This is a genomic window from Pseudomonas sp. VMV1 (genome assembly GCF_056790235.1).
Genome location: NZ_JBXGSE010000001.1, coordinates 644,320 through 666,852 on the forward strand (window position 1 = coordinate 644,320; position 22,533 = coordinate 666,852).

Annotated in this window: 18 protein-coding genes and 2 tRNA genes; 13 read left to right on the top strand and 7 right to left on the bottom strand. The window is 66.4% G+C overall.

Annotation, left to right across the window (positions count from 1 at the left end; all coding sequences use genetic code 11):
• Nucleotides 1-184: 184 nt before the first annotated feature.
• Together ACUCV0_RS02975 and ACUCV0_RS02980 are read left to right on the top strand one after the other, a co-directional pair.
• Nucleotides 185-260: transfer RNA gene (locus ACUCV0_RS02975), tRNA-Val, on the top strand.
• A gap of 13 nt (nt 261-273) precedes the next feature.
• Nucleotides 274-350, top strand: a tRNA-Asp gene (locus ACUCV0_RS02980).
• A 268-nt stretch (nt 351-618) separates the two neighbouring features.
• Here ACUCV0_RS02980 and ydiJ read toward each other — a convergent pair.
• Nucleotides 619-3,648: a D-2-hydroxyglutarate dehydrogenase YdiJ gene (gene ydiJ / locus ACUCV0_RS02985; RefSeq protein WP_482212249.1), complete on the bottom strand. Its 3,030-nt coding sequence runs from the start codon at nt 3,646-3,648 to the stop codon at nt 619-621.
• Nucleotides 3,649-3,799: 151 nt separating this feature from the next.
• On the opposite strand from ydiJ, the gene ACUCV0_RS02990 reads away from it, so the two are divergent.
• Together ACUCV0_RS02990 and ACUCV0_RS02995 are read left to right on the top strand one after the other, a co-directional pair.
• Nucleotides 3,800-4,705 carry a LysR substrate-binding domain-containing protein gene (locus ACUCV0_RS02990; RefSeq protein WP_184291129.1) on the top strand — a complete coding sequence of 302 codons (906 nt, stop codon included), beginning with the start codon at nt 3,800-3,802 and terminating at the stop codon, nt 4,703-4,705.
• Nucleotides 4,702-5,409: a GntR family transcriptional regulator gene (locus ACUCV0_RS02995; protein ID WP_184291127.1), complete on the top strand. Its 708-nt coding sequence runs from the start codon at nt 4,702-4,704 to the stop codon at nt 5,407-5,409. The genes ACUCV0_RS02990 and ACUCV0_RS02995 overlap by 4 nt, the downstream gene beginning before the upstream one ends.
• Before the next feature lie 62 nt (nt 5,410-5,471).
• Here the strand turns inward: ACUCV0_RS02995 and ACUCV0_RS03000 are convergent, their stop codons facing one another.
• Both ACUCV0_RS03000 and ACUCV0_RS03005 read right to left on the bottom strand, forming a co-directional pair.
• Nucleotides 5,472-6,425, bottom strand: a complete 954-nt coding sequence (locus tag ACUCV0_RS03000) for a PDR/VanB family oxidoreductase (protein WP_482211961.1) — start codon at nt 6,423-6,425, stop codon at nt 5,472-5,474.
• A gap of 9 nt (nt 6,426-6,434) precedes the next feature.
• Entirely contained in the window at nt 6,435-7,493 is a 1,059-nt protein-coding gene (locus ACUCV0_RS03005; RefSeq protein WP_482211962.1) for an aromatic ring-hydroxylating dioxygenase subunit alpha, read from the bottom strand.
• 389 nt (nt 7,494-7,882) lie between these two features.
• Between ACUCV0_RS03005 and ACUCV0_RS03010 the strand changes: the two genes are divergently transcribed.
• The 6 genes from ACUCV0_RS03010 (at nt 7,883) to ACUCV0_RS03035 (ending at nt 16,373) form a co-directional block, all read left to right on the top strand.
• Entirely contained in the window at nt 7,883-9,226 is a 1,344-nt protein-coding gene (locus tag ACUCV0_RS03010; RefSeq protein WP_482211963.1) for an MFS transporter, read from the top strand.
• 106 nt (nt 9,227-9,332) lie between these two features.
• Entirely contained in the window at nt 9,333-10,163 is an 831-nt protein-coding gene (locus ACUCV0_RS03015) for a p-hydroxycinnamoyl CoA hydratase/lyase (RefSeq protein ID WP_059314322.1), read from the top strand.
• Between the two features lie 40 nt (nt 10,164-10,203).
• Nucleotides 10,204-11,652 carry an aldehyde dehydrogenase gene (locus tag ACUCV0_RS03020; protein WP_434776233.1) on the top strand — a complete coding sequence of 483 codons (1,449 nt, stop codon included), beginning with the start codon at nt 10,204-10,206 and terminating at the stop codon, nt 11,650-11,652.
• Nucleotides 11,653-11,731: 79 nt separating this feature from the next.
• Nucleotides 11,732-13,600, top strand: a complete 1,869-nt coding sequence (locus ACUCV0_RS03025; protein WP_482211964.1) for a feruloyl-CoA synthase — start codon at nt 11,732-11,734, stop codon at nt 13,598-13,600.
• 448 nt (nt 13,601-14,048) lie between these two features.
• Nucleotides 14,049-14,969, top strand: a complete 921-nt coding sequence (locus ACUCV0_RS03030; RefSeq protein WP_482211965.1) for an SMP-30/gluconolactonase/LRE family protein — start codon at nt 14,049-14,051, stop codon at nt 14,967-14,969.
• 48 nt (nt 14,970-15,017) lie between these two features.
• Nucleotides 15,018-16,373 (top strand): MFS transporter, encoded by a 1,356-nt coding sequence (locus tag ACUCV0_RS03035; protein ID WP_482211966.1) that lies wholly within the window; start codon nt 15,018-15,020, stop codon nt 16,371-16,373.
• A 181-nt stretch (nt 16,374-16,554) separates the two neighbouring features.
• Here ACUCV0_RS03035 and ACUCV0_RS03040 read toward each other — a convergent pair whose 3' ends face one another.
• Nucleotides 16,555-17,229 (bottom strand): RraA family protein, encoded by a 675-nt coding sequence (locus tag ACUCV0_RS03040; protein ID WP_313649221.1) that lies wholly within the window; start codon nt 17,227-17,229, stop codon nt 16,555-16,557.
• Between the two features lie 212 nt (nt 17,230-17,441).
• Here ACUCV0_RS03040 and ACUCV0_RS03045 point away from each other — a divergent pair, with 212 nt between their 5' ends.
• The 3 genes from ACUCV0_RS03045 (at nt 17,442) to ACUCV0_RS03055 (ending at nt 20,808) form a co-directional block, all read left to right on the top strand.
• Nucleotides 17,442-18,419: a hydroxyacid dehydrogenase gene (locus tag ACUCV0_RS03045; protein WP_482211967.1), complete on the top strand. Its 978-nt coding sequence runs from the start codon at nt 17,442-17,444 to the stop codon at nt 18,417-18,419.
• Between the two features lie 73 nt (nt 18,420-18,492).
• Nucleotides 18,493-19,824 (top strand): MFS transporter, encoded by a 1,332-nt coding sequence (locus ACUCV0_RS03050; RefSeq protein ID WP_482211968.1) that lies wholly within the window; start codon nt 18,493-18,495, stop codon nt 19,822-19,824.
• Nucleotides 19,825-19,875: 51 nt separating this feature from the next.
• Complete coding sequence (locus ACUCV0_RS03055; RefSeq protein ID WP_482211969.1) at nt 19,876-20,808, top strand: amidohydrolase family protein; 933 nt, start codon at nt 19,876-19,878, stop codon at nt 20,806-20,808.
• Here ACUCV0_RS03055 and ACUCV0_RS03060 read toward each other — a convergent pair.
• The 3 genes from ACUCV0_RS03060 to ACUCV0_RS03070 form a co-directional block, all read right to left on the bottom strand.
• Nucleotides 20,789-21,511: an IclR family transcriptional regulator gene (locus ACUCV0_RS03060; protein ID WP_059314331.1), complete on the bottom strand. Its 723-nt coding sequence runs from the start codon at nt 21,509-21,511 to the stop codon at nt 20,789-20,791. The genes ACUCV0_RS03055 and ACUCV0_RS03060 overlap by 20 nt on opposite strands.
• Nucleotides 21,512-21,703: 192 nt before the next feature.
• Nucleotides 21,704-22,168: a MarR family winged helix-turn-helix transcriptional regulator gene (locus ACUCV0_RS03065; protein ID WP_434776251.1), complete on the bottom strand. Its 465-nt coding sequence runs from the start codon at nt 22,166-22,168 to the stop codon at nt 21,704-21,706.
• A gap of 54 nt (nt 22,169-22,222) precedes the next feature.
• Nucleotides 22,223-22,387 carry a helix-turn-helix domain-containing protein gene (locus ACUCV0_RS03070; RefSeq protein WP_082696301.1) on the bottom strand — a complete coding sequence of 55 codons (165 nt, stop codon included), beginning with the start codon at nt 22,385-22,387 and terminating at the stop codon, nt 22,223-22,225.
• Nucleotides 22,388-22,533: the final 146 nt, after the last annotated feature.

Genomic DNA, 22,533 nt, shown 5'->3' on the forward strand with positions numbered 1-22,533 from the left:
ATTATCCGCGTCGCCCGCCCTGGAGGCCAACCCCGGATCGCGGTGGTCGTCGGGAATGCCGGCATTCTCTGACAGCTCCGGAGCGCAACGCTAAGCCTTTGGAAGTGCTGGGAAAATTTTTTTCAAAAAGGGGTTGCCAGGTGGGAAGCCCCTCCGTAGAATGCGCCCCACTTCGAGAGCAAACGGGTGATTAGCTCAGCTGGGAGAGCATCTGCCTTACAAGCAGAGGGTCGGCGGTTCGATCCCGTCATCACCCACCACTCGAGGTAATGCGCAGCGGTAGTTCAGTCGGTTAGAATACCGGCCTGTCACGCCGGGGGTCGCGGGTTCGAGTCCCGTCCGCTGCGCCATTTAAAGGTTGTCTGGTCCTGAACGCCAGCAACCATCGAAAAGCGGCCCTAGTGGCCGCTTTTTCGTTTGGGCGCGATTTTCCTATCGTGCTTTCTCGCGTTTTCCCTTCCTTATATGAATTGCTTGGGTCGATGGGTTTGCACCTTGGCCTGATCACCCGCGCGTGGAAAACGCTGCGCGTTAATCGCGGCCATGGGCCGCTCCTACAGGGTGTCACGCGCTTGTAGGAACGGCTCATGGCCGCGATAGGTTGGGCAAGGTGCGAACTCAGCCCCTTATTGCATCAAGTACCGCTTCCAACGGGTGGCGCAGGCGGCGGTCGTCGATGCGCTTGACCTGGCTGCGGCAGGAGTAGCCGGTGGCTAGGGCTTCGCCCTGTTCGGCCGGTACCGCCAGGGCGCGGGCCCAGGACTGGTCGTAGATCACCTTGGAGGTCGCCAGATTGCGCGCCTCGTGGCCGTAGGTGCCGGACATGCCGCAGCATCCGGTGCTTTCCGGCTTGAGGCCCAGGCCCAGGCGCTCGAACACCTGCTGCCATTGGCTGACGCTGGCCGGGGCGTTGGTCTTTTCGGTGCAATGGCCGAGCAGGCGATAGACCTTGTCACCGACCACCTGCTGCTCTTTCGGCAACACCTGCAGCAGCCACTCCTGGGGCAGCAGCACCTCGGGCATCCGGGCGATGCCGGGGACCTTGGGGTATTCCTGGCGATAGACCAGGGTCATGGCCGGATCCAGGCCTACCAGCCTGACGCCGAAGCCGGCCAACGTGGCGAGCTGGGCCGCGTTGCGCCGCGCCGTGCGCTCGAAGGCACCGAGGAAGCCTTGTACCTGCAAGGGTTTGCCATTGGCGCGATAGGGCGCTAGGAACACCCGCTGGCCCAGACGGGCAGCCAATTCGAGAAAGGCGGCGGTGAGTGGGGTCTCGAAATAGCGGGTGAAGGCGTCCTGCACCAGGACGAGGGTCTTGGCGCGTTCTTCGTCGCTCAGTGCCAGCAGCCGCTCCGGGGTGGCGATCTGTACCTGCCATTGCTGCATGACCGGCGCCAGGTCGAAGCGGCTGAGCAGGGGGCTGTCGACCATGCCGATGCGCTCCGCGAACAGCCGCTGGATGGGCGTGGCGCCCATGACGGCGTTGTAGAGGCCGGGTGCACGGGCGAACGCCGGCAGGCTGAATTCCAGCGAACCTATCAGGTAGTCGCGCAGGGGGCGCAGGTAGCGACGGTGATAGAGCTCGAGAAAGCGCGAGCGGAATTCCGGCACATTGACCTTGATCGGGCACTGGCCCGCGCAGGACTTGCACGCTAGGCAGCCGGCCATGGCGTCATAGACCTCGTGGGAGAAGTCCGCCTCGGTCTGGCGGCCGTTGCGCCAGCGCTGCGGCAGAGCCTTGAGCCAGTTCAGGGCACCACGCGGGGCCGGAGCCAGGACGTCGATGCCGGCCTGGCCCTGCAGGCGCAGCCATTCGCGGATCAGGGAGGCACGGCCCTTGGGGGAGTGGATGCGCTGGCGGGTGGCCTTCCACGAGGGGCACATGGCGTCGTCGGGATCGTAGTTGTAGCAGGCGCCGTTGCCGTTGCAGTGCATGGCGGTGCCGTAGCTCTGCCAGACGCGCTCGTCGAGGGTGCGGTCCAGTTCGCCTCTCAGGGTCACGCCATCGACCTTGAGCAGTTCGGCGCCGCTGGCGAGGGGCGTGGCGATCTTGCCCGGGTTGAGCTGGTTGTGCGGATCGAAGGCGCCCTTGAGCGCCTGCAGGGCGGGATAGAGATCGCCAAAGAAGGCCGGCGCATATTCCGAGCGCACGCCCTTGCCATGTTCGCCCCAGAGCAGGCCGCCGTATTTCTGCGTCAGTGCGGCCACCTGGTCGGAGATCGGCCGCACCAGCGCCGCCTGGCGCGGATCCTTGAGGTCCAGCGCCGGGCGCACGTGCAGCACCCCGGCGTCGACGTGGCCGAACATGCCGTATTGCAGGTTATGGCCGTCGAGCAGGGCGCGGAACTCGGCGATGAAGTCGGCCAGGCGCTCCGGTGGAACCGCGGTGTCCTCGACGAAAGGTTGCGGGCGGATCTCGCCCTGGACGTTGCCCAGCAGGCCCACCGCGCGTTTGCGCATGGTGTAGACGCGGGTCACGGCATTGCGCCCGATGGCCAGGGTGTGGCCCAGGCGCTCGACGGTGGGGTCCTGGCGCAGGTGCTCCAGAAAGCCCTGGACGCGGGCGTCCACTGCCTCGGGATCGTCGCCGCTGAATTCCACCAGGTTGATGCCCAGGGTGGGACGCTCCACGTCCTCGGGAAAGTATTCCGCCACGCTGTGCCAGACGATGTCCTGCATGGCCAGCAGCAGTACCTTGGAATCCACCGTCTCGATGGACAGCGGTTTCAATTCGATCAGGGCGCGGGCGTCGCGCAGGGCGTCCATGAAGCTGCCATAGCGGACGTTGACCAGCACCGAGTACTTGGGAATCGGCAGGACATTGAGCTTGGCTTCGGCGATGAAGGCCAGGGAGCCTTCGGCGCCGCAGAGCACGCTGTTGAGGTTGAACCGGCCATCCGGCTCGACCAGGTGCGCCAGGTCATAGCCGGTCAGGCAGCGGTTGAGCTTGGGAAAGCGCGCCTCGATCAGTTCGGCCTGATTCTCGGCGATGTCCCGGGCGCAGCGGTAAACCGCGCCGGTGCGGTCCTGGCGGGCGCAAAGGGCGTCCAGCTCGGCGCTGTCCACCGGGCGACTCTGCAGGCGTTCCCCACCGATCAGGTAGGCGTCCAGTTCCAGTACGTGGTTACGGGTCTTGCCGTAGGTCACGCTGCCCTGGCCGCTGGCATCGGTGTTGATCATGCCGCCGAGGGTGGCGCGGTTGGAGGTGGACAACTCCGGGGCGAAGAACAGCCCGTGGAGCCTGAGCGCGGCATTGAGCTGGTCCTTGACCACTCCAGCCTGGACCCGTACCCAGCCCTCTGCGGCATTGATTTCCAGGATCCGGTTCAGGTGGCGGGAGAGGTCGACCACGATGCCGTCGGTGAGCGACTGGCCATTGGTGCCGGTGCCGCCGCCGCGCGGGGTGAGGACCACGCCCTGGAAGCGCGACTCGCCCATCAGTTGGGCCAGGCGCTGGACGTCGGCGCTGTCCTTGGGAAACACCGCCGCCTGGGGCAGGCGCTGGTAGATGGAGTTGTCGGTGGCCATGACCGTACGGCTGGCATGGTCCGGTGCGATCTCACCCTGGAAACCGCTGGCGGCGAGGGCGCTGAGGAAGTCGGTGTAGGCGGCGGCGAGGGGCGCCGGGGCCGGCAGGCGGGCGATCATGTTCATCAGGCGGGCTCTCTGGCGGCGGATGGCCGTCTCCTTCAGCGAACGAAGGAATGGCATCGACCTTTTCTGGCTATAGTAGGCATTCTCACCACAGCGCGCCGGGGCCACAACCGAAGATTCCGCCGCCTATGCCGGAAGATCCTGAATGAATCACCGTCGCCTGACGCCCTCCATGTCGCTGCTGCTGGCCTTCGAGGCGGCGGCGCGCCACGAGAGCTATACCCGGGCGGCCGAAGAGCTGTCCTTGACCCAGAGTGCCGTAGGGCGCCAGGTGCAGGCGCTGGAACAGTTGCTGGGTCTGACGCTGTTCCGCCGCGAAGGCCGGCAGATCGTGCTTACCGACGTGGGTCGCGCCTATAGCCGTGAGCTGGGCCTGGCCCTGGGGCAGATCCGCAGCGCCACCCTGCAGGCCATGGCCTTCGCCTCCGGGCAGGGCACGCTGCGCCTGGCGGTGCTGCCAACCTTTGGTTCCAAGTGGCTGTTGCCACGCCTGGGTGACTTCTACGCTGCCCATCCCGGCATGCTGGTGCACCTGCATTCGCGCATCCAGGCGGTGGACTTCGCCGCCAGTGAGATCGATGCGGCTATCAGCGTCGGCAGCGGTAACTGGCCTGGGCTTTGTGCTCATCCGCTGCAGGCCGAGCAGCTTGTGGTGATTGCCAGCCCGACGACGCTGGCCGAGTTGCCGGATGCGACGCCGGCGACCCTGGCTGGCCAGCTGCTCCTGGGCGTGGCCAACAATCCCCAGGCCTGGGGTGAATGGTTCCGCCACCATGAGCTGCCCCATCGGGCCATGCGCCCGGGGCCGAGTTTCGAGCTGACCTCGCACCTGATCCAGGCGGTGCGCGCCGGCATCGGCATCGGGCTGGTGCCGCGGGTACTGGTGGAGGACGAGCTGGCCCAGGGCGAGCTGCTGGCCTGCGGTCCGGCATTGGTCAGTCGGCGCAGCTATTACCTAGTCTATCCGCCGCGCAACGAAGGGCTGCCGTCGCTGCAGGCCTTTCGCCAGTGGCTGCTGGCCGAGATCAACGAAGGAGAGGGACTGTCATGAGCAAGCCGGGACAGCGGGTACTGGCCGCGCTGCGGCAGATGATTCTGTCCGGCGAACTCACGGCGGGCGAGCGGCTGGCGGAGATTCCCACCGCCGAGCGCTTCGCCGTGTCACGCATGCCGGTGCGCCTGGCCCTGCGCACCCTGGCCCAGGAGGGCTTGCTGGAGCGCAGCGGCGCTCGGGGCTATCAGGTGCGCGCGCTGACGGGCGCGGATCTGGAAGGCGCGGTGGAGGTGCGCGGCGTGCTGGAAGGCCTGGCCGCGCGCCAGGCGGCCGAGCGCGGCCTGGATGCGGCCACGCGCGCCACGCTGGAAGACTGCCTGCGCCGTGGCGATCGACTGTTCGCCAAAGGGCATGTGCGGTTGGAGGACCTGGAGGACTATCACGATCTCAATCGGGCCTTTCACCAGGCCATCGTCGCGGCCAGCGGTAATCCGGCCATCGCCGTGGCCCTGGGGCGTCACGAGCACCTGCCCTTCGCCTCGGTGAGCGCCCTGGCGGTGGATGCCGAGGATCTCGACCGCGAGTACCGTCGCTTCAATTTCGCCCACCTGCAGCACCACGCGGTGTTCGACGCCCTGGTGCGCGGCCAGGGCGCCCGCGCCGAGGGCATCATGCGCGAGCATGCCCAGGCGACCCTGGGGTATGCGCGGTGGTTTGGTGGGGAAGAGGGCGAGGCGGGGGCGATGAAGGTGCTGGTGTAGAGCGGACCCTCACCCCGGCCCCCTCTCAAGGGGAGAGAGGGAGGTAGGGCGGGCTCGGTTTGTCAGAGATCCAGCACCAACCGCTCGCCCTTGGCGCGCGAGCAGCAGGGGGTGAAGCGGTCGTTGGCGGCGTGCTCGGCCGCGGAGAGAAAGAGGTCGCGGTGCTCGGGTTCGCCGGCCAGCACTGGGGTCAGGCAGGTGCCGCAGAGGCCCTGGCCACAGGAGACCGGCAGGACGATCCCGAGGTCGGCCAGCACCTCGACCACGCTGCGCTCGGCCGGTACCTCCACGCGGCGTCCGCTGCGCGCCAGCTCCACCTCGAAGGGCCTTTGCTCGCCCTGGGCGGCGGGGTCGGCGGCGAAGTATTCGCGGTGTATCTGGCCGGGTTGCCAGCCCTGGGCCTGGGCGGCGTCCGCCACGGCGGCCATGAAACCCGCTGGTCCGCAGACATAGAGGTGGTCGTCCGGCGCCGCCGGACCGAGCAGGTGCTGGAAGTTGGGTCGCAGCGCCGGGTCGTGCTGGTCGAAGTGGACCCTGACCTGGTCGGCATAGGGCCGCGCCTTGAGCCAGGGGATGAAGGCGGCGTGCTCGCGATCCCGCACCAGGTAGCGCAGGCTGAAGCGCGCGCCCTGCTGATAGAGCTGCTCGGCCATGGCCAGGATCGGGGTGATGCCGATACCACCGGCCAGCAGCTGGGTGCGGCGCGCAGTGGGGACCAGCGCGAAGAGGTTGCGCGGCTCGTTCACCTGCAGGCGATCACCTACCTCCAGTTCATGCATGGCCTGGGAGCCGCCGCGGGAGTCGGCGACGAGGAGCACCGCGATGCGATAGCGAGTCGGGGCGGGCTCGGGTGCGGTGCAGAGCGAATAGTGGCGGACCAGGCCGTCGCCCAGAGTGATCTCCAGGTGAGCGCCGGCGCTGAAGCCGGGCAGCGGGCCACCGTCGGCGCGGGCCAGGTCGAAGGCCAGGATGGTTGGGGCTTCACGTTGCACGGCGGTGACGATCAGATCGAGCATGACTGTCTCCTAGGCGATCTGCCGGACCGGGATGCCGGTGGCGGCCTGTTCGGCGGCCAGCAGGCGGTCGATGATCTGCCGCGACTGCACGCCGCCGGCATCGATATTGAGCTTGAGCAGCCCGCGTTCGGGATAGCGCAAGAGGTTCTGCTGCTGGCGCTCGAGCATCTCCAGGTCTTCGCCGAAGATCTTGCCCTGGCCCTCGCGGATGCTGGCGGTGAGTTCGGCGTCCTCCGCCTTGAAGTTGCGTGCCATCCCCCAGAAGTACCAGATGGAGGTCTCGGTCTCGGGGGTGATGAAGTCCACCACCACGCTGGCGGCCTTGACCGCCGCCGGCGCGTCGTAGCCGCCATGGCCGGCATGGGCCACGCCTACTTCGATCATCACGTGGCTGGGCGGGGTGAAGCGGCAGATCTGCCAGCGATCCACCGGGACGTCATCGGCCAGGCCATTGCCACGCAGGGCCATGCGCCAGAAGGGCGGGGCGGAGATGTTTTCCATGTGCCGGCTGGTGATTACCTCGTCGCCCTCGACGCGGGTGGCTGGCGGCGCCTCGTCGATCTCCTTCTGGCCGATGCTGGAGGCATGGACGTAGGTCTCGTGGGTGAGGTCCATGAGGTTATCGATCATCAGTCGGTAGTCGCACTGGATATGATACAGGCCGCCGCCATAGGCCCAGTCGGGGCTTTCGGCCCATTCCAGATAGGGAATCAGGGCCGGATCGGCCTTGGCCTGATCACCTGGCCAGACCCAGATGAAGCCGTGCCGCTCCACGGCGGCATAGGGGCGTACCGCGGGAAAGACGCCGACCCGCTGGCCTGGCATGCCCAGGGTCTTGCCGCCGCAGCCCATTTCCAGGCCGTGATAGCCACAGACCAGGGTGCCGTCGCGGACGAAGCCCAGCGACAGCGGCGCACCACGGTGCGGGCAGAAGTCTTCCAGCGCCACCACCTGGCCGTTGGCGTCGCGATAGAAGACCAGGGGCTCGCCGCAGATCTGCCGGCCGAGGGGCTTGTCTTGGACTTCGGCGGGGGTGCAGGCGACGTACCAGGCGTTCTTCGGGTACATGATTGGAACCTCTTGTTGTTGTCTATTGGATCCAATAATTGATTGGGGTACCCGAGGGTGTCAATGCGGTTAGGCCCGGTGGGGTAGCGGTTGCTGGTCGATAATCGCCCAATAAATTGCGGCTGTATTCGTTGCGGTGAAGCCAGAATGGCTTTGATTGTCTTGGCATTTCCTCTAATTGGGACCTGAGGAACGGTCAGATTTGAGTTTGGCCTGAGGCAGCTAGTGCCTTGTGAATTGGATCCATTTTTGCCAGCCTTTTCGAGCTGTGATTCCAACAACAAGAATTCAAGGATGCTTGCCATGTCAGAGCGCTTCGCCGTCTTTTCGTCTGGGGCCAGGAGCACCGTGCTCCGTTTCCGTTCTCCTTCCTGCGCCGGAGGTGGGCGATGAGCGATCTGCGCGAGATCGTCGATCAGGGCCCCATGCGCGGTTTCCAGTACCTGGCGGTGCTGGTCTGCATCCTGCTCAACATGATCGATGGCTTCGACGTGCTGGTGATGGCCTTTACCGCGGCCTCGGTGTCTCGCGAATGGGGCCTCTCCGGATCCCAGATGGGGATGTTGCTCAGCGCCGGTCTGGTGGGGATGGCCGCCGGTTCGCTGTTGCTGGCGCCGTTGGCCGATCACTGGGGGCGCCGGCGCCTGATCCTGTTCTGCCTGCTGCTCTCGGGCGCCGGCATGCTGCTCTCGGCGCTGGCTGGCTCACCTCTGCAACTGGCGTTGCTGCGGGGCCTGACCGGACTGGGCGTAGGTGGGGTGCTGGCCAGCAGCAACGTGATCGCCAGCGAGTATTCGGCGCGCCGCTGGCGCGGCCTGGCGGTCAGCCTGCAGGGCATGGGCTATGCCCTGGGCGCTACCCTGGGAGGACTACTGGCGGTCTGGCTGCTGTCGCACTGGGGCTGGCGCGCGGTCTTCTGCGCCGGCGGCCTCATCACCCTGGGAGCCATTCCCCTGGTGCTCATCGGCCTGCCCGAGTCGCTGGATTTCCTCCTCACGCGACGCCCGGCCGGGGCCCTGGTACGGATCAACCGGCTGGCCCGACGCCTGGGGCAGCCGCCACTGGCCGCGCTGCCACCCCGGACCGAGGCCCGAGCGGCGGGCGGTACCGTCGGCCGGCTGCTGGCGCCCGCGCTACGGCGGACCACGCTGCTGGTGTGGACGCTGTTCTTCCTGGCCATGTTCGGCTTCTATTTCATCATGAGCTGGACGCCCAAGCTGCTGACCACCCTGGGGCTGTCCGAGCAGCAGGGGGTGGCTGGTGGCGTGCTGCTTAGCGTAGGCGGCATCTTTGGCGCCGCCCTGGTCGGCCTGCTGTTCGCCCGCTTGCCGCTGTCACGCGCGCTGGGTGGCTTCATGCTGACCACCGCGCTGCTGCTGGTGGCCTTCGCCCAGATGGGCAGTTCCTACCTGGGTGCCCTGGCCATGGGCCTGCTGATCGGGCTTTTCGCCAATGGCTGCGTCGCCGGACTCTATGCGCTGCCAGCGCTGGCCTATGCCGCCGAAGTCAGGGCCACCGGGGTGGGCTGGGGCATCGGCATCGGCCGTCTTGGCGCCATCCTCTCACCGGTGGTGGCCGGGCTGCTGCTCGACAACGGGTGGCCCCCGCTGCGCCTGTATCTGGTCTTTGCCGGGGTGTTCGTGGCGGCAGGTCTGCTGCTCCTGCTGACTCGTCCCGAGCAGCGACCTACGGCCACGGAGGTGAGTTGGCGGCAGGGCGAGGCGCTGGGCTAGCCGCTTTTGGCAAGGTCATCTTTTTGCCGAAAATAGTTAATTGACTTAACTAATTCCCTGGCGTAGCTTCGGCTCCATATCCACCCAACAACAAGAGGCACACGCCATGGGCAGTTACGACGGACGCTGGCAGACGGTCAAAGTGGACATCGAGGACGGTATCGCCTGGGTGACGCTCAATCGTCCCGAGAAACGCAACGCCATGAGTCCCACCCTCAACCGCGAGATGGTCGAGGTGCTGGAGACCCTGGAGCAGGACGCCAACGCCGGCGTGCTGGTGCTGACGGGTGCCGGCGATGCCTGGACCGCGGGCATGGATCTCAAGGAATACTTCCGCGAGACCGATGCCGGCCCTGAAATCCTGCAGGAGAAGATTCGCCGCGAGGCCTCCCAGTGGCAGTGGAAGCTCCTGCGCATGTACGCCAAGCCGACCATCGCCATGGTCAACGGCTGGTGCTTTGGCGGCGGCTTCAGCCCGCTGGTGGCCTGCGACCTGGCCATCACCGCCGACGAGGCCACCTTCGGCCTGTCCGAGATCAACTGGGGCATTCCTCCGGGCAACCTGGTGAGCAAGGCCCTGGCCGACACCGTGGGTCACCGCACCGCGCTCTACTATGTGATGACCGGCAAGACCTTCAGCGGTCCCGAAGCCGCCGCCATGGGGCTAGTCAACCAGAGCGTGCCACGTGACCAGTTGCGTGAGGTGACCACCGCCCTGGCACGTGAGCTGCTGGACAAGAATCCGGTGGTGCTGCGTGCCGCCAAGGTCGGCTTCAAGCGCTGCCGCGAACTGACCTGGGAGCAGAACGAGGACTACCTCTATGCCAAGCTCGACCAGTCGCGTCTGCAGGATCCGGAAGGCGGTCGCGAGCAGGGCATGAAGCAGTTCCTCGACGACAAGAGCATCAAGCCCGGTCTGCAGACCTACAAACGCTAGATCGCCACCGCCCACCCGTACAACAACAAGAGGTAGCGTCATGGTCGAGGTATCCCTGCTCATCGGCGGCGCCAGCCGCCCGGCCGGCAACGGTCGCAGCTATCAGCGTTGCCATCCGGTGACCGGCGCGGTGGTCTCCACGGTGGCCGCCGCCACCCCGGAGGATGCCGACGCCGCCGTCGCCGCGGCCCAGGCCGCCTTTCCCGCCTGGGCGGCGCTACCGCCGGGCGAGCGGCGCCGCCGGCTGCTGGCCGCGGCCGACGGGCTGGCCGCACGCAGTGACGAATTCGTCGCCCTGGCCGGGGAGACCGGCGCCATGGCCAACTGGTACGGCTTCAATGTCCACCTGGCGGCCAACATGCTGCGCGAAGCGGCGGCCATGACCACCCAGATCCAGGGCGAGGTCATTCCCTCCGATGTGCCTGGCAGCTTCGCCATGGCGCTGCGCCAGCCCTGCGGCGTGGTGCTGGGCATCGCCCCCTGGAATGCCCCGGTGATCCTGGGCACCCGCGCCCTGGCCATGCCGCTGGCCTGCGGCAACACCGTGGTGCTCAAGGCCTCGGAGCAGAGCCCGGGCGTGCACCGGTTGATCGGCCAGGTGCTGCAGGATGCCGGCCTGGGCGACGGTGTGGTCAACGTCGTCACCAATGCTCCGGAAGATGCCCCGGCCATCGTCGAGCGGCTGATCGCCAACCCGGCGGTGCGGCGCGTCAACTTCACCGGGTCCACCCGGGTCGGTCGTATCGTCGGTGAGCTGTCGGCTCGCCACCTAAAGCCGGCCGTGCTGGAGCTGGGCGGCAAGGCACCGCTGCTGGTGCTGGAGGACGCTGATCTGGATGCCGCGGTCGCTGCTGCGGCCTTCGGTGCCTACTTCAACCAGGGGCAGATCTGCATGTCCACCGAGCGCCTGCTGGTGGACAGCCGCATCGCCGACGCCTTCGTCGAGCGCCTGGCGGCCAAGGTGCGCACCCTCAAGGCCGGTGATCCGAGTGCACCCGACTCCGTCCTCGGCTCCCTGATCGACGCCAGCGCCGGCACCCGCATCAAGGCCATGATCGACGACGCCGTGGGCAAGGGCGCGCGCCTGGTCTGCGGTGGCGAGCTGGAGGGCAGCATCCTGCAGCCGACGCTGCTGGATGGCGTCACCGCCGAGATGCAGCTCTATGCCGAGGAGTCCTTCGGTCCGGTGGCGGTGGTGATCCGTGCCGAGGGCGATGAGGCCCTGCTGCGCCTGGCCAACGATTCCGAATTCGGCCTCTCGTCGGCCATCTTCAGCCGCGACACCGCCCGTGCCCTGGCGCTGGCGCAGCGGGTGGAGAGCGGCATCTGCCACATCAACGGCCCCACGGTACACGACGAGGCGCAGATGCCCTTCGGCGGCGTCAAGTCGAGCGGCTACGGCAGCTTCGGCTCGCGCGCTTCCATTGAGCACTTCACCCAGTTGCGCTGGGTGACGCTGCAGACGGGGCCGCGCCACTACCCGATCTGATCAGCGTCCGCCGTCCCTAGCTCCTGTCGCGACAACAATAAGAGGCGCCTTCGGGCGCCAGCCCAGAGGAGAATTCAAGGTGAGTCACGTCACGCACACCCGCGCGCCCGCCGATCAGCCGCTGCGCTATCGCCCGGTGACCCTGGGACAACCCGGCGTCACCGTGGAAGAGCGGGGTGGACTGCTCTACATGGCCTCCCAGGAAGCCCTGACGCCACCGCCGCCGCGACTGTTGGACCGGCTGCTGCACTGGGCCGAGGTGGCACCGAACCGCACCTTCTTCGCTGCCCGGGACACGGGCGGTGCCTGGCGCGAATTCTCCTATGCCGAGATGCTGCAACGGGTGCGCCAGCTGGCCGCCGCGCTGCTGGAGTTCGGCCTCTCCGCCGAGCGCCCGCTGGCGATCCTCTCCGGCAACGATCCCGAACACCTGCAATTGGCCATGGCGGCACTCTACGCCGGCATTCCCTTCTGCCCGGTGTCGCCCGGCTATGCACTACTGTCCCAGGATCACGCCAAGCTGCGCCATGTCTGCGGCCTGCTGCAGCCGGGACTGGTGTTCGTCAGCGATGGCCCGGCCTTCCAGAAGGCGCTGGACGCCGTGCTGCCGGCCGACGTACCGGTGATCGCGGCTCGCGGTCAGGTACAGGGCCGTATCACCCTGGCCTTCGCGGCGCTGCTCGCTCGCGGTGAACTGGCCGCGGCCGAACGCGCCTTCGCCGCGACCGGCCCGGACAGCATCGCCAAGTTCCTTTTCACTTCCGGCTCCACCAAGCTGCCCAAGGCGGTGACCACCACCCAGCGCATGCTCTGCGCCAACCAGCAGATGCTGTTGCAGACCTTTCCGGTGTTTGGCGAGGAGCCGCCGGTGCTGGTGGACTGGCTGCCCTGGAACCACACCTTTGGTGGCAGTCACAACCTGGGTATCGTGCTCTACAACGGCGGCACCTTCTATCTCGACGAAGGCAAGCCGACGCCCCAGGGCTTCGGCGAAACCCTGCGCAATCTGCGCGAGGTATCACCCACCGCCTATCTCACGGTGCCGCGCGGCTGGGAGGAGCTGGCCAATGCCCTGGAGCGCGATGCCGAGTTGCGCGAGCGCTTCTTTGCCCGCATGCGGCTGTTCTTCTTTGCCGCGGCGGGGCTGTCGCAAAGTGTCTGGGATCGCCTGGATCGCATCGCCGAGGCCCACTGCGGCGAGCGCATCCGCATGATGGCCGGCCTGGGCATGACCGAGGCCTCGCCCAGTTGCACCTTCACCACCGGCCCGCTGTCGGTGGCCGGCTACGTCGGGGTGCCGGCGCCAGGGTGCGAACTCAAGCTGGTGCCGGTGGACGGCAAGCTGGAAGGGCGCTTCCGCGGGCCGCACATCATGCCCGGCTACTGGCGTGATGCCGGCCAGACCGCCGCCTGCTTCGACGAAGAGGGGTTCTACTGCTCGGGCGATGCCCTCAAGCTCGCCGACCCTGCCAATCCGCAACTGGGCCTGATGTTCGATGGCCGCATCGCCGAGGACTTCAAGCTGTCGTCCGGGGTGTTCGTCAGCGTCGGTCCCTTGCGCAACCGCGCGGTACTGGAGGGCACGCCGCTGGTGCAGGACGTGGTGGTGGCGGCGCCGGATCGCGAGTGTCTGGGACTGCTGGTCTTTCCGCGACTGGCGGACTGCCGGCAACTGGCCGGGCTGGACGAGACCGCCGATGCCGCCACGGTGCTGGCCAGCGCGCCGGTGCAGGACTGGTTCGCCGCTTGGCTCAAGCGCCTCAATCGCGAGGCCTCGGGCAACGCCAGCCGCCTGGAATGGATCGCCCTGCAGGAGGAGCCGCCGTCCGCCGACCGTGGCGAGATCACCGACAAGGGCTCGCTCAACCAGCGCAGCGTCCTGACCCATCGCGCGGAACGGTTGGAGGCCTGCTATCGCGGAACGGCGCCGCTGTTGATCCGGGCCTGAGGTGCAATCCAGAGGATCAGGCGACACGGTGCAATGCCGGCTGTTTCTGTCCTCGCGGTCTTGGCCGAAAGGATATCTCGACCCATGCGGTTCCTGTTTGAGAAACGCCTGACACCCTGAGTGGTGTCAGGCGTTTTCATTTCTACCTTCTGCGAATTGGGCTGGCGCCAACAGCGAGGCCCGCCGTATCTGCCGCTTCCGTCTGGTCCGCCGTTCACCTGGGCTTCGTCATCTCATCCGCGCATCGGATCTGGGGGTGGTTGTTCAATACGGCGATTCCTGTCTCTCATTCTGATTTTTAGACTACTCAATCCATTCCTGGCTGAGATTTTGGATTTTTACTGCTTGCATTTGGCTATTCATCCTTTATTTTGAAATAGCGTTTCATAAATACAAGGGTAAAACCCCTCCGCTAGCCGGCATGTGCCGCCTCTAAAGGTCTCTGTGCATGAGCTTCTTCGCTGCGCCTCCGACGCTGGAAACCTCCGTCTTCACCCGCCTGCCCGAGCGCTATCGCCAGCCGCGGCGCACGGCCTGGGCCGATGCCAATCGCCAGGGCAGGGCCATCGATTCCTTTCTGGAAGGGCCCTCTTTCGATCGACAGGGCAATCTCTATGTGACCGACATCCCCTATGGGCGCATCTTTCGCATCGACCCCAAGGGCGAGTGGGAGCTGGTCTGCGAATACGACGGCTGGCCCAATGGGCTGAAGATCCACCGCGACGGGCGAATCTTCATCGCCGACTACAAGCGCGGCATCCTGCAACTCGATCCACGGCGTGGCGAGGTGGAGACGGTGCTGGGCAGCGCCGGCTCGGAAGGCTTCAAGGGCGTCAACGACCTGGTGTTCTCGCCGAGCGGCGATCTCTACTTCACCGACCAGGGCCAGACCGGTCTGCAGGATCCCAGTGGACGCGTCTATCGCCTGGGCGCCGATGGCCAGCTCAGTTGCCTGCTGGCCACGGTGCCCAGTCCCAACGGCATCGTCTTCGATCCACGCCTCAACCATCTGCTGATAGCGGTCACCCGGGCCCAGCAGGTCTGGCGCATTCCGCTGGGCAACGGTCCGCTGATCGGCAAGGTCGGTGTCTTCGCCCAGCTGCATGGCGGCCTGGGTGGCCCCGACGGTCTGGCGCTGGACGAGGAGAGCAATCTCTATATCGCCCACACCGGCTTCGGCTCGGTGTGGCAACTCTCCCCGGTGGCCGAACCCCTGGCGCGCCTGCGCTCCTGCGCCGGCATCAGCAACACCAACCTGGCCTTCGGCGGTCCCGAGGGTCGCAGCCTGTTCATCACCGAATCCGAGACCGGCAGCATCCTGCGCGTCGAGACCCCGGTGCGCGGACTCCCCCTGTATTCCCATCTCTGACCGGCGCGGCCGCGCTTGCCCAGACAACAATTACAAGAGAGGTCATCCATGAACCAGACGAGTACTGGCGCCCAGGCGCCGCTGACCGATGCCGAGGGCGAGCAGCTTCTGCGGCGCGCCCTGTGGCGCATCCTGCCGTTCATCTTTGCCTGCTATGTGGTCAGCTACCTGGATCGCACCAACGTGGGATTCGCCGCCCTGAGCATGAACCAGGACCTGGGGCTTACGGCGACGATGTTCGGCTGGGCAGCGGGTCTGTTCTTCTTCGGCTATTTCCTCTTCGAGGTACCGAGCAATCTGCTGTTGCAGCGCTTTGGCGCGCGGGTGTGGATCGCGCGGATCATGATCAGCTGGGGGCTGATCTCCATGGCCACGGCCTTCGCCACCGGCCCGGTCAGCTTCAGCATCCTGCGCTTCCTGCTGGGGGTAGCCGAGGCCGGCTTTACCCCAGGGGTCTACCTTTACTTCACCTACTGGTTTCCGGGTAAATGGCGCGCCAAGGCCACTGCGGCCTTCCTGCTGGGCATTCCCACCGCCAACATCATCGGCTCGCCGCTGTCGGGGCTGCTGCTGGACGTGCATGACTTCATGGGGCTGAGGAACTGGCAATTCCTGCTGGTGGCGGAAGCCCTGCCGGCGGTGCTGCTCGGCATCCTCTGTCTCTTCGTGCTGGTGGATACGCCGGCCAAGGCGCGCTGGTTGTCGACCCGCGAGCGCACCTGGCTGACCGAGCGCCTGGCACGCGAGCAGCGCGAGATCGGCTCGACCCATGGCTCCACGCTGCGCCACGCCTTCACCAATTCCAAGGTATTCATGCTGGCCGCCATCAACTTCTGTGGCATCGTGGGCTCCGTTGGCATCGGCATCTGGATGCCGCAGATCATCAAGAGCCTGGGCATGCAAAACACCACCGTGGGGCTGGTGGCCACCATTCCCTATGTGCTCGGTGCCGTCGCCATGACGCTCTGGGCACGCCAGGCCAGCCGAAGTGCCCAGCGTCTGCCCTATGTGGCGGGCGCCCTGGCGCTGGCCGCCCTTGGTCTGGTGGGCGCCGCACTCTCGGCGGATCCGCTGCTGCGCATGACCTGTATCAGCGTGACGGTAGCCAGCATACTGTCCTTCCAGGCGACCTTCTGGGCCATTCCCTCCACCTTCCTGACCGGCAGGGCGGCGGCGGGCGGGCTGGCGCTGATCGTCTCCATCGGCAACCTGGGCGGCTTCGTCGGGCCCTTCGCCATCGGCCTGGTGAAGGATGCCACCCAGAGTTTCTCCGGGCCTTTCTATGTGGTGGCCTCGGTGCTGGCGCTGGGCGTCGCTCTGATGCTCTGGCTGGGTGATCCGAGTCGGCGGGCGCCGGTACGGCCAGTGGGCGAGGCTGCATTGCAGGGCGCTGGTCGGACCTGAAGGGGGCGGCAGGGAAGGCGCCCACGCGGCGCCTTCCTTTCTTGGCCAAGGCCTGATGGCTGTGAGAGATGTGGCACCACCAGGCATCCTTTAGGTGAGGTGCGGTTATAGAACAGCCTGGAGGAAGATGCAGACATGAAAAAGGCAGCCCTTGGCTGCCTTTTTCATGTCTGAGCGCGGGCTAGGGCAGGGCACAGCCCTTTTCCTTGAGCGCCGCCAGTACCCAGCTGCGGTCGTTCTTGCCTTCGGCGATCTGCTGCATCTGCTTTTCTTCGGCGGCGTGCTTGGCGGCGGCGCGGTCATAGACCTCGGCGACGTGGTCATAGGGCACGCAGAGCAGGCCGTCGTCATCGCCGATCACCAGGTCGCCCGGCTCGATGACCATGCCGTCGATGGCGATGGGCACGTTGATCTCGCCGGGGCCGTCCTTGTACGGACCACGGTGGGAGACGCCGGCGGCGAACAGCGGGAAGTCACCGGCGCCGATGTTGGCGGCATCGCGGATGGCGCCGTTGATGACGATGCCGGCCACGCCGCGCTTGATCGCGTAGGCCACCATCATCTCGCCGATCAGGGCGTTGCTTAGATCGCCGCCGGCATCCACCACGATGACGTCACCCGGTTCGGCGATGTCCAGGGCGTAATGCAGCATGAGGTTGTCGCCCGGGCGCGCCTTGACGGTCAGCGCCGGGCCGGCCAACACGCCCTGGCGATGCATGGGGCGCAGCCGCGAGCCGCCGGCGGTCATGCGGTGCATGGAGTCGCTGACGTTGGCTACCGGGATGTCGCGGTAACGCGCGACCCAGTCGGCCGCGACCTTGCGTTGGGCATTGAGCACTCTGAAGCCGATGGTCATGGGCATTTCTCTTGTAGGGATTGTCGGATGCCGCCACGTGTTAGCTGGCTAAATTCAGAATTGCATTTCGTTTTAGTGGATTCAAGTCCCTTGGTCGACCGATTTAGGGAGCTCCTCAATAAAATTTGCAATGGCGTTTCATTATGATAGTTTTTGAATCAGATCGCTCGCCCTAGGCGCTGTGCCCGTCCATAACAACAAGGGGTACCTCGATGACCCGCAAGATTCTGCTCACCGGTCCGGCATTGGCTCCCGAAGCCATGGCCCTGGCCGCCGCCCACGACGTTCAGGTCATCCCGACCGAGCCCTACATGCCCCATGACGACCTGCTCGCCCTGATCCGCCAGGAGCAGCCGGACGCCATCATCGTGCGCCAGGGCAAGCTGACCCGCGCCCTGATCGAGGCGTCGGCCAGGCTGGCGATCATCGCCAAGCACGGCGTGGGCTACGACACCATCGACCTGCAGGCCGCGGCCGACCGGGGGATTCCGGTCACCATCGCCCTGGGCGCCAATGCCCAGTCGGTGGCCGAACACGCCTTCGCCCTGATGTTCAGCGTGGCGCGACAGACCGCCTGGCTGGATGCGCGGATGCGCGCCGGGCACTGGGACAAGGCCCAGGCCAACGGCACCGAATTGTCAGGCAAGACCCTGGGCTTGGTAGGGCTGGGTGCCATCGGCAGTGTGCTGATGGATCTGGTGGCACCGCTGCGGATGCAGGTCCGGGTCTATGATCCCTATCTCAAGAACCTGCCCGTGCGCGATCATGTGCAGCGTGAAGAGAGCTTCGACGCCCTGTTGGCCGAGTGCGACGTCATCAGCCTGCATTGCCCCCTGACCGAAGCCAACCGCCACCTGTTCAGCGCCGCTCAGTTCGCCCGCATGCGTCAGGGCAGCCTGCTGATCAACACCGCCCGTGGCGAGCTGATCGATACCCAGGCCTTGGTGACGGCGCTGCGCGAAGGTCAGATCGGTGGCGCCGGCCTGGACACCTTCCATCCCGAACCGCCGCCGGCGGACAGCGACCTGTGGGGACTCGCCAACCTGGTGGCCACGCCCCACGTCGGCGCCAACACCACCGAGGCGCGCGACCGCGTCGGCCTGGTGGCGGTGCAGCAGATTCTCGATTGCTGGCACGGCAAGACGGTGGAGTCACGCGCGGTGGTCAACCGCCACCTGACGGCCGCCTAGACCCGGCTGCGACGCGGCAGCCTGCAGCCCGGCTGCCGCGTCTTTCTCCACAACAATAAGACGGAGAGCTCTCATGACTACCTCAACACCCCCGATCAGCGAACTGGAACGCGCAACGATGCGTCGCGTCGCTTGGCGCATCCTGCCGTTCCTGATCGTCTGTTACCTGATCGCCATCATCGACCGTGGCAACATCGGCATGGCCTCGCTGCAGATGAACAAGGACCTGGGCCTGACCCCGGCGATCTTCGGCTTTGCCAGCAGCCTGTTCTTCTTTTCCTATTTTCTGGTGGAGGTGCCGAGCAACCTGGCCCTGCAACGCTTCGGCGCGCGGATCTGGATCGCCCGGATCATGATCACCTGGGGCCTGATTTCGGCCGGTACCGCCTTCGTGCAGGGGGCCAACTCGCTGTACGTGATGCGCTTCCTGCTCGGCGCCGCGGAAGCGGGCTTCTTTCCCGGGGTGCTGCTGTATCTCACCTACTGGCTACCCTCCAACTATAGAGCGCGGATGGTCGCTATCTTCATGGTGGCGATACCAGGCGCCAACTTCCTCGGCTCACCGCTTTCCGGACTGCTGCTGAGCATGGACGGCTGGCTGGGCATGCGCGGCTGGCACTGGCTGTTCATCCTCGAAGGTATCCCCGCCGTGCTGCTGGGTATCGCCTGCCTGTTCATGCTGACCGATCGCCCGGAGCAGGCCAGGTGGCTGAGCGATGAGCAGCGCAACTGGCTGACGCTCAAGCTGGCCGAGGAGCGCGGGCGCAAGACCAGCATCGGTCATATATCCCTGTGGCAGCTGCTCAAGCACAAGGACATCTGGGTAATGGCGCTGATCTACTCGGGCGCCTCGGCGGCCGGCAGCACCATGAGCGTCTGGGCGCCGCAATTGCTCAAGTCCTTTGGCCTGTCCAATCTGGAGGTCGGCCTCACCAATGCCATTCCCTATGGCCTGGCCTCCGTGGCGATGGTCCTCTGGGGCCGCAGCTCGGATCGGACCGGCGAACGTCGCTGGCACACCTCGCTCACCATGCTGCTGATCGCCGTGGGCCTCCTGCTGGGCATGTTCACCTCGTCCCTGGCGGCCACGGTAATCCTGTTGAGCCTGGTGCTGATCGGTGCCTACTCGATGAAGGGGCCGTTCTGGGCACTCGCCTCGGGCTGGTTGTCGTCTTCCACCGCCGCGGCGGGTCTGGCCGCCATCGGCGCCCTGGCCAACCTGATCGGCGGCGGTGTGATGGTCAACGTCTATGGTGCCATCCACGGCGCCACCCACAGCCATGCCCTGGCCGTGCTGCCGCTGGCCACCCTGTGCGCCATCAGCGGCCTGCTGGTGCTGGTCATGGGCCGCAAGGCCGCCCGCGCCAAGGCCGAAGCCCAGGCCGCAACCGCCAACGCCAGCTAGTGGCGACCGCTGCCGGCCCGCTCGGGCCGGCAGCCTCACGAGGACTCCAGCATGATCTTCACGCGTCGGCGCTTCCTGCATGCGAGCGCCCAGGCAAGTGCCGCCCTGTGCCTGTTCAAGGCCCTGGGCGTCCAGGCCGCCACCCCTTTCTCCACTATCCAGACGGCGCCTCGACTCAAGGCTCCGGTCGGCAGTGTCGACTGCCACATGCACCTCTACGACGACCGCTACGCGGCCGCGCCCGGCGCCAAGCTGTTACCGCCCAATGCCTCTCTGGACGACTACCGCCAGTTGCAGGCGCTGCTGGGGCTGCAACGCCTGGTGATCGTCACGCCGTCCACCTATGGCACCAACAATGGTTGCCTGCTCGATGGCCTGGCGCGCTGCGGAGGGCAGGCCCGGGGTGTGGCGGTCATCGACCGGACCATCACGGATGCCGAACTGCAGAAGTTGCATCAGGCCGGGGTGCGCGGTATCCGCTTCAATCTCAGCTATGGCGGCGCCGATCTGGCGGATCTTGAGCCCCTGGCCGCACGGGTGAACGAATGGGGCTGGAACGTCCAGGTGGTCGCTCCTGGCAACCAGCTGGTGGAACTCGAAAGCCGCCTGCAACGCCTGCCGGCGCGACTGGTGATCGATCACCTGGGTCATGTGCCCCAGCCGGAAGGGGTGAACTCGGCGGCCTTCGCCGTGCTGGGTCGGCTGTTGGACGGCGGCCGTACCTGGGTGAAGCTGTCGGGGCCCTACATCAGATCGCGCAGTGGTCCGCCGGACTATGCTGACGTCGGCGCCGTGGCGCGGGAGCTGGTGCGGCGCCATCCCGAGCAGCTGCTGTGGGGCAGCGATTGGCCTCACCCCACGATGCCGGCTGACAACAAACCGGACGACGGACACATCTTCGACCTGCTGGCCGAGTGGGCCCCCGATGACCAGACGCGTACCGCCATCCTGCGTGACAACCCGGTCAGTCTGTACGGTTTTTGACCGTTGAGCCGTACAGCGGCTTGCCGCCCAGGCTGCGGGTCAGTTCGTCGGCGGTGGCACCCAGTACCCCATGCAAGGCGCGAGCGCGTTCCTGGGTGAGGCGATTGGCCGGGCCGGAGATGACCAGGGCGCCGAGCAGTTCCTCCTGGGCGCCATAGATCGGCAGCGCCAGGGACGCGGCATGGGGATCGGTGACACCACAGGAGTAGTAGGGCGTCAGACCGGCCTTGGCGACCTCATGGGAGGTCTGCAGGGCCTGGGCGCTGGCCGCTTCGTCCATGGGGCGCATGTCGCCGGGCTGCAGGTGCAGGCGCAGGCGATGTGGCGAATTCACCCGGTACTGGCAGAGTCGATAGGCGCCGTGGCGCACATAGAAGGAAGCGGTCTCGCCACTCTCTTCGGTCAGCTGGTGCAGGCGCGGCATGATGTGGCGCTCCACGTCGTGGGCGTCCTGGTAGATGGCATTCAGCCTCACCACTTCGCTGGCCAGCATGTAGCGGCCATCGGCGAGGCGCGTGACCAGGCCAAAGGTCTCCAGCGAGACCAGCAGGCGCATGATGGTGCTCTTGATCAGCCCGGTGCGGGTGGTGAGCTCGGCCAGGCTCAGGGCCGAATCGCCGATACGAAAGGCGGTGAGCACGGTCAGGACGCGGTCGGCGGAGGCGACGCCAGCAACCTCCGGGCGTGGACGAGGGGTGTTCAACCTGGATGTCTCCTGAGCGGGCGGGAAGCCGCATTATCCGCGAGCGAGCCACAAGCGCCTAGGGTTTGCTTGGCCCTCACCCCAGCCCTCTCCCTGAGGGAGAGGGTGTATTCGAGCGTAGGTTGGCTTTCGTAGGTTGCGGTTGTGCGCAGCGAAGCCCAGCACGGAACACCGCTATCAACCGTCAGCCCTTCAGCCCAACTCCCCATTGAGCTTGCGCAGCAGGCGCAACAGCTCGGCCCGTTCGGTATCGTCCAACTGGGCGGTGGCGGCGCGGTCGCTGGCGGCGGCGCGGTCCTTGAGTTCACCGACCAGGGCGCGACCCTGGTCGGTGAGGTGCAGGGCGTAGGCGCGGCGGTCCTGAGTATCGCGTACCCGGGCGGCCAGGCCCTGGCGTTCCAGCTTGTTCAGCAGCAGGACCAGTTGCGGCGGTTCAATGGCCAGGCGCCGAGCCAGGTCGGCCTGCATCAGGCCTGGCTCCTGTTCGAGGATCACCAGGGCGGTGAACTGGGCAGGGCGCAGGTCGTAGCTCGCCAGGCTGTCCACCAGGTGCTGGAACATCTTCATCTGGGCGCGGCGCAGGGCATAGCCTACGGCGGTGTCCAGCCAGGGAGTGGCGGCAGGGTCCAGGGGCGTGGTGTCGTCGGGGGAACTCATCGGCGGGAAGGGCTTCCGTCGGAGATGGCGAGAGGAGGGTATCAAGGGGTCATTCTAGTCCAGATCCCGTCTCGCGCGTCGATGGCGATAGGCGAACTGGGCGCGGCTCAGGCCAAGCAGTCGCGCGGCGGCGGCCACATTGCCGCGACTGCGCACCAGGGCTTCGTCCAGCAGCTCGGCTTCGAGCTGACCTAGATGCAACGAGCGTTCGTCATCCACGCCGAGGCGCTCCAGCCAAAGTGACGCTCTGGCAACGCTTCCACGAGATCGGTCGGTAGCGGCTCACCGTGAAGCAGAGGGAGGTCGTTAAATTCGTTAGGGGCGCTAACGCTCACCCGTGCTCCATGGGTTCTGCACTTCGCGTA

Bases quoted from the DNA above. Each gene is read 5' to 3' on its own strand.
- ACUCV0_RS03005 (WP_482211962.1), bottom strand. From the start codon at position 7,493: ATGTACCCGAAGAACGCCTGGTACGTCGCCTGCACCCCCGCCGAAGTC.
- ACUCV0_RS02990 (WP_184291129.1), top strand. From the start codon at position 3,800: ATGAATCACCGTCGCCTGACGCCCTCCATGTCGCTGCTGCTGGCCTTC.
- ACUCV0_RS03020 (WP_434776233.1), top strand. From the start codon at position 10,204: ATGGTCGAGGTATCCCTGCTCATCGGCGGCGCCAGCCGCCCGGCCGGC.
- ACUCV0_RS03040 (WP_313649221.1), bottom strand. From the start codon at position 17,229: ATGACCATCGGCTTCAGAGTGCTCAATGCCCAACGCAAGGTCGCGGCC.
- ACUCV0_RS03055 (WP_482211969.1), top strand. From the start codon at position 19,876: ATGATCTTCACGCGTCGGCGCTTCCTGCATGCGAGCGCCCAGGCAAGT.
- ACUCV0_RS03000 (WP_482211961.1), bottom strand. From the start codon at position 6,425: ATGCTCGATCTGATCGTCACCGCCGTGCAACGTGAAGCCCCAACCATC.
- ACUCV0_RS03065 (WP_434776251.1), bottom strand. From the start codon at position 22,168: ATGAGTTCCCCCGACGACACCACGCCCCTGGACCCTGCCGCCACTCCC.
- ydiJ (WP_482212249.1), bottom strand. From the start codon at position 3,648: ATGATCGCCCGCCTGCCGGCCCCGGCGCCCCTCGCCGCCGCCTACACC.
- ACUCV0_RS03010 (WP_482211963.1), top strand. From the start codon at position 7,883: ATGAGCGATCTGCGCGAGATCGTCGATCAGGGCCCCATGCGCGGTTTC.
- ACUCV0_RS03045 (WP_482211967.1), top strand. From the start codon at position 17,442: ATGACCCGCAAGATTCTGCTCACCGGTCCGGCATTGGCTCCCGAAGCC.
- ACUCV0_RS02995 (WP_184291127.1), top strand. From the start codon at position 4,702: ATGAGCAAGCCGGGACAGCGGGTACTGGCCGCGCTGCGGCAGATGATT.
- ACUCV0_RS03050 (WP_482211968.1), top strand. From the start codon at position 18,493: ATGACTACCTCAACACCCCCGATCAGCGAACTGGAACGCGCAACGATG.
- ACUCV0_RS03030 (WP_482211965.1), top strand. From the start codon at position 14,049: ATGAGCTTCTTCGCTGCGCCTCCGACGCTGGAAACCTCCGTCTTCACC.
- ACUCV0_RS03015 (WP_059314322.1), top strand. From the start codon at position 9,333: ATGGGCAGTTACGACGGACGCTGGCAGACGGTCAAAGTGGACATCGAG.
- ACUCV0_RS03035 (WP_482211966.1), top strand. From the start codon at position 15,018: ATGAACCAGACGAGTACTGGCGCCCAGGCGCCGCTGACCGATGCCGAG.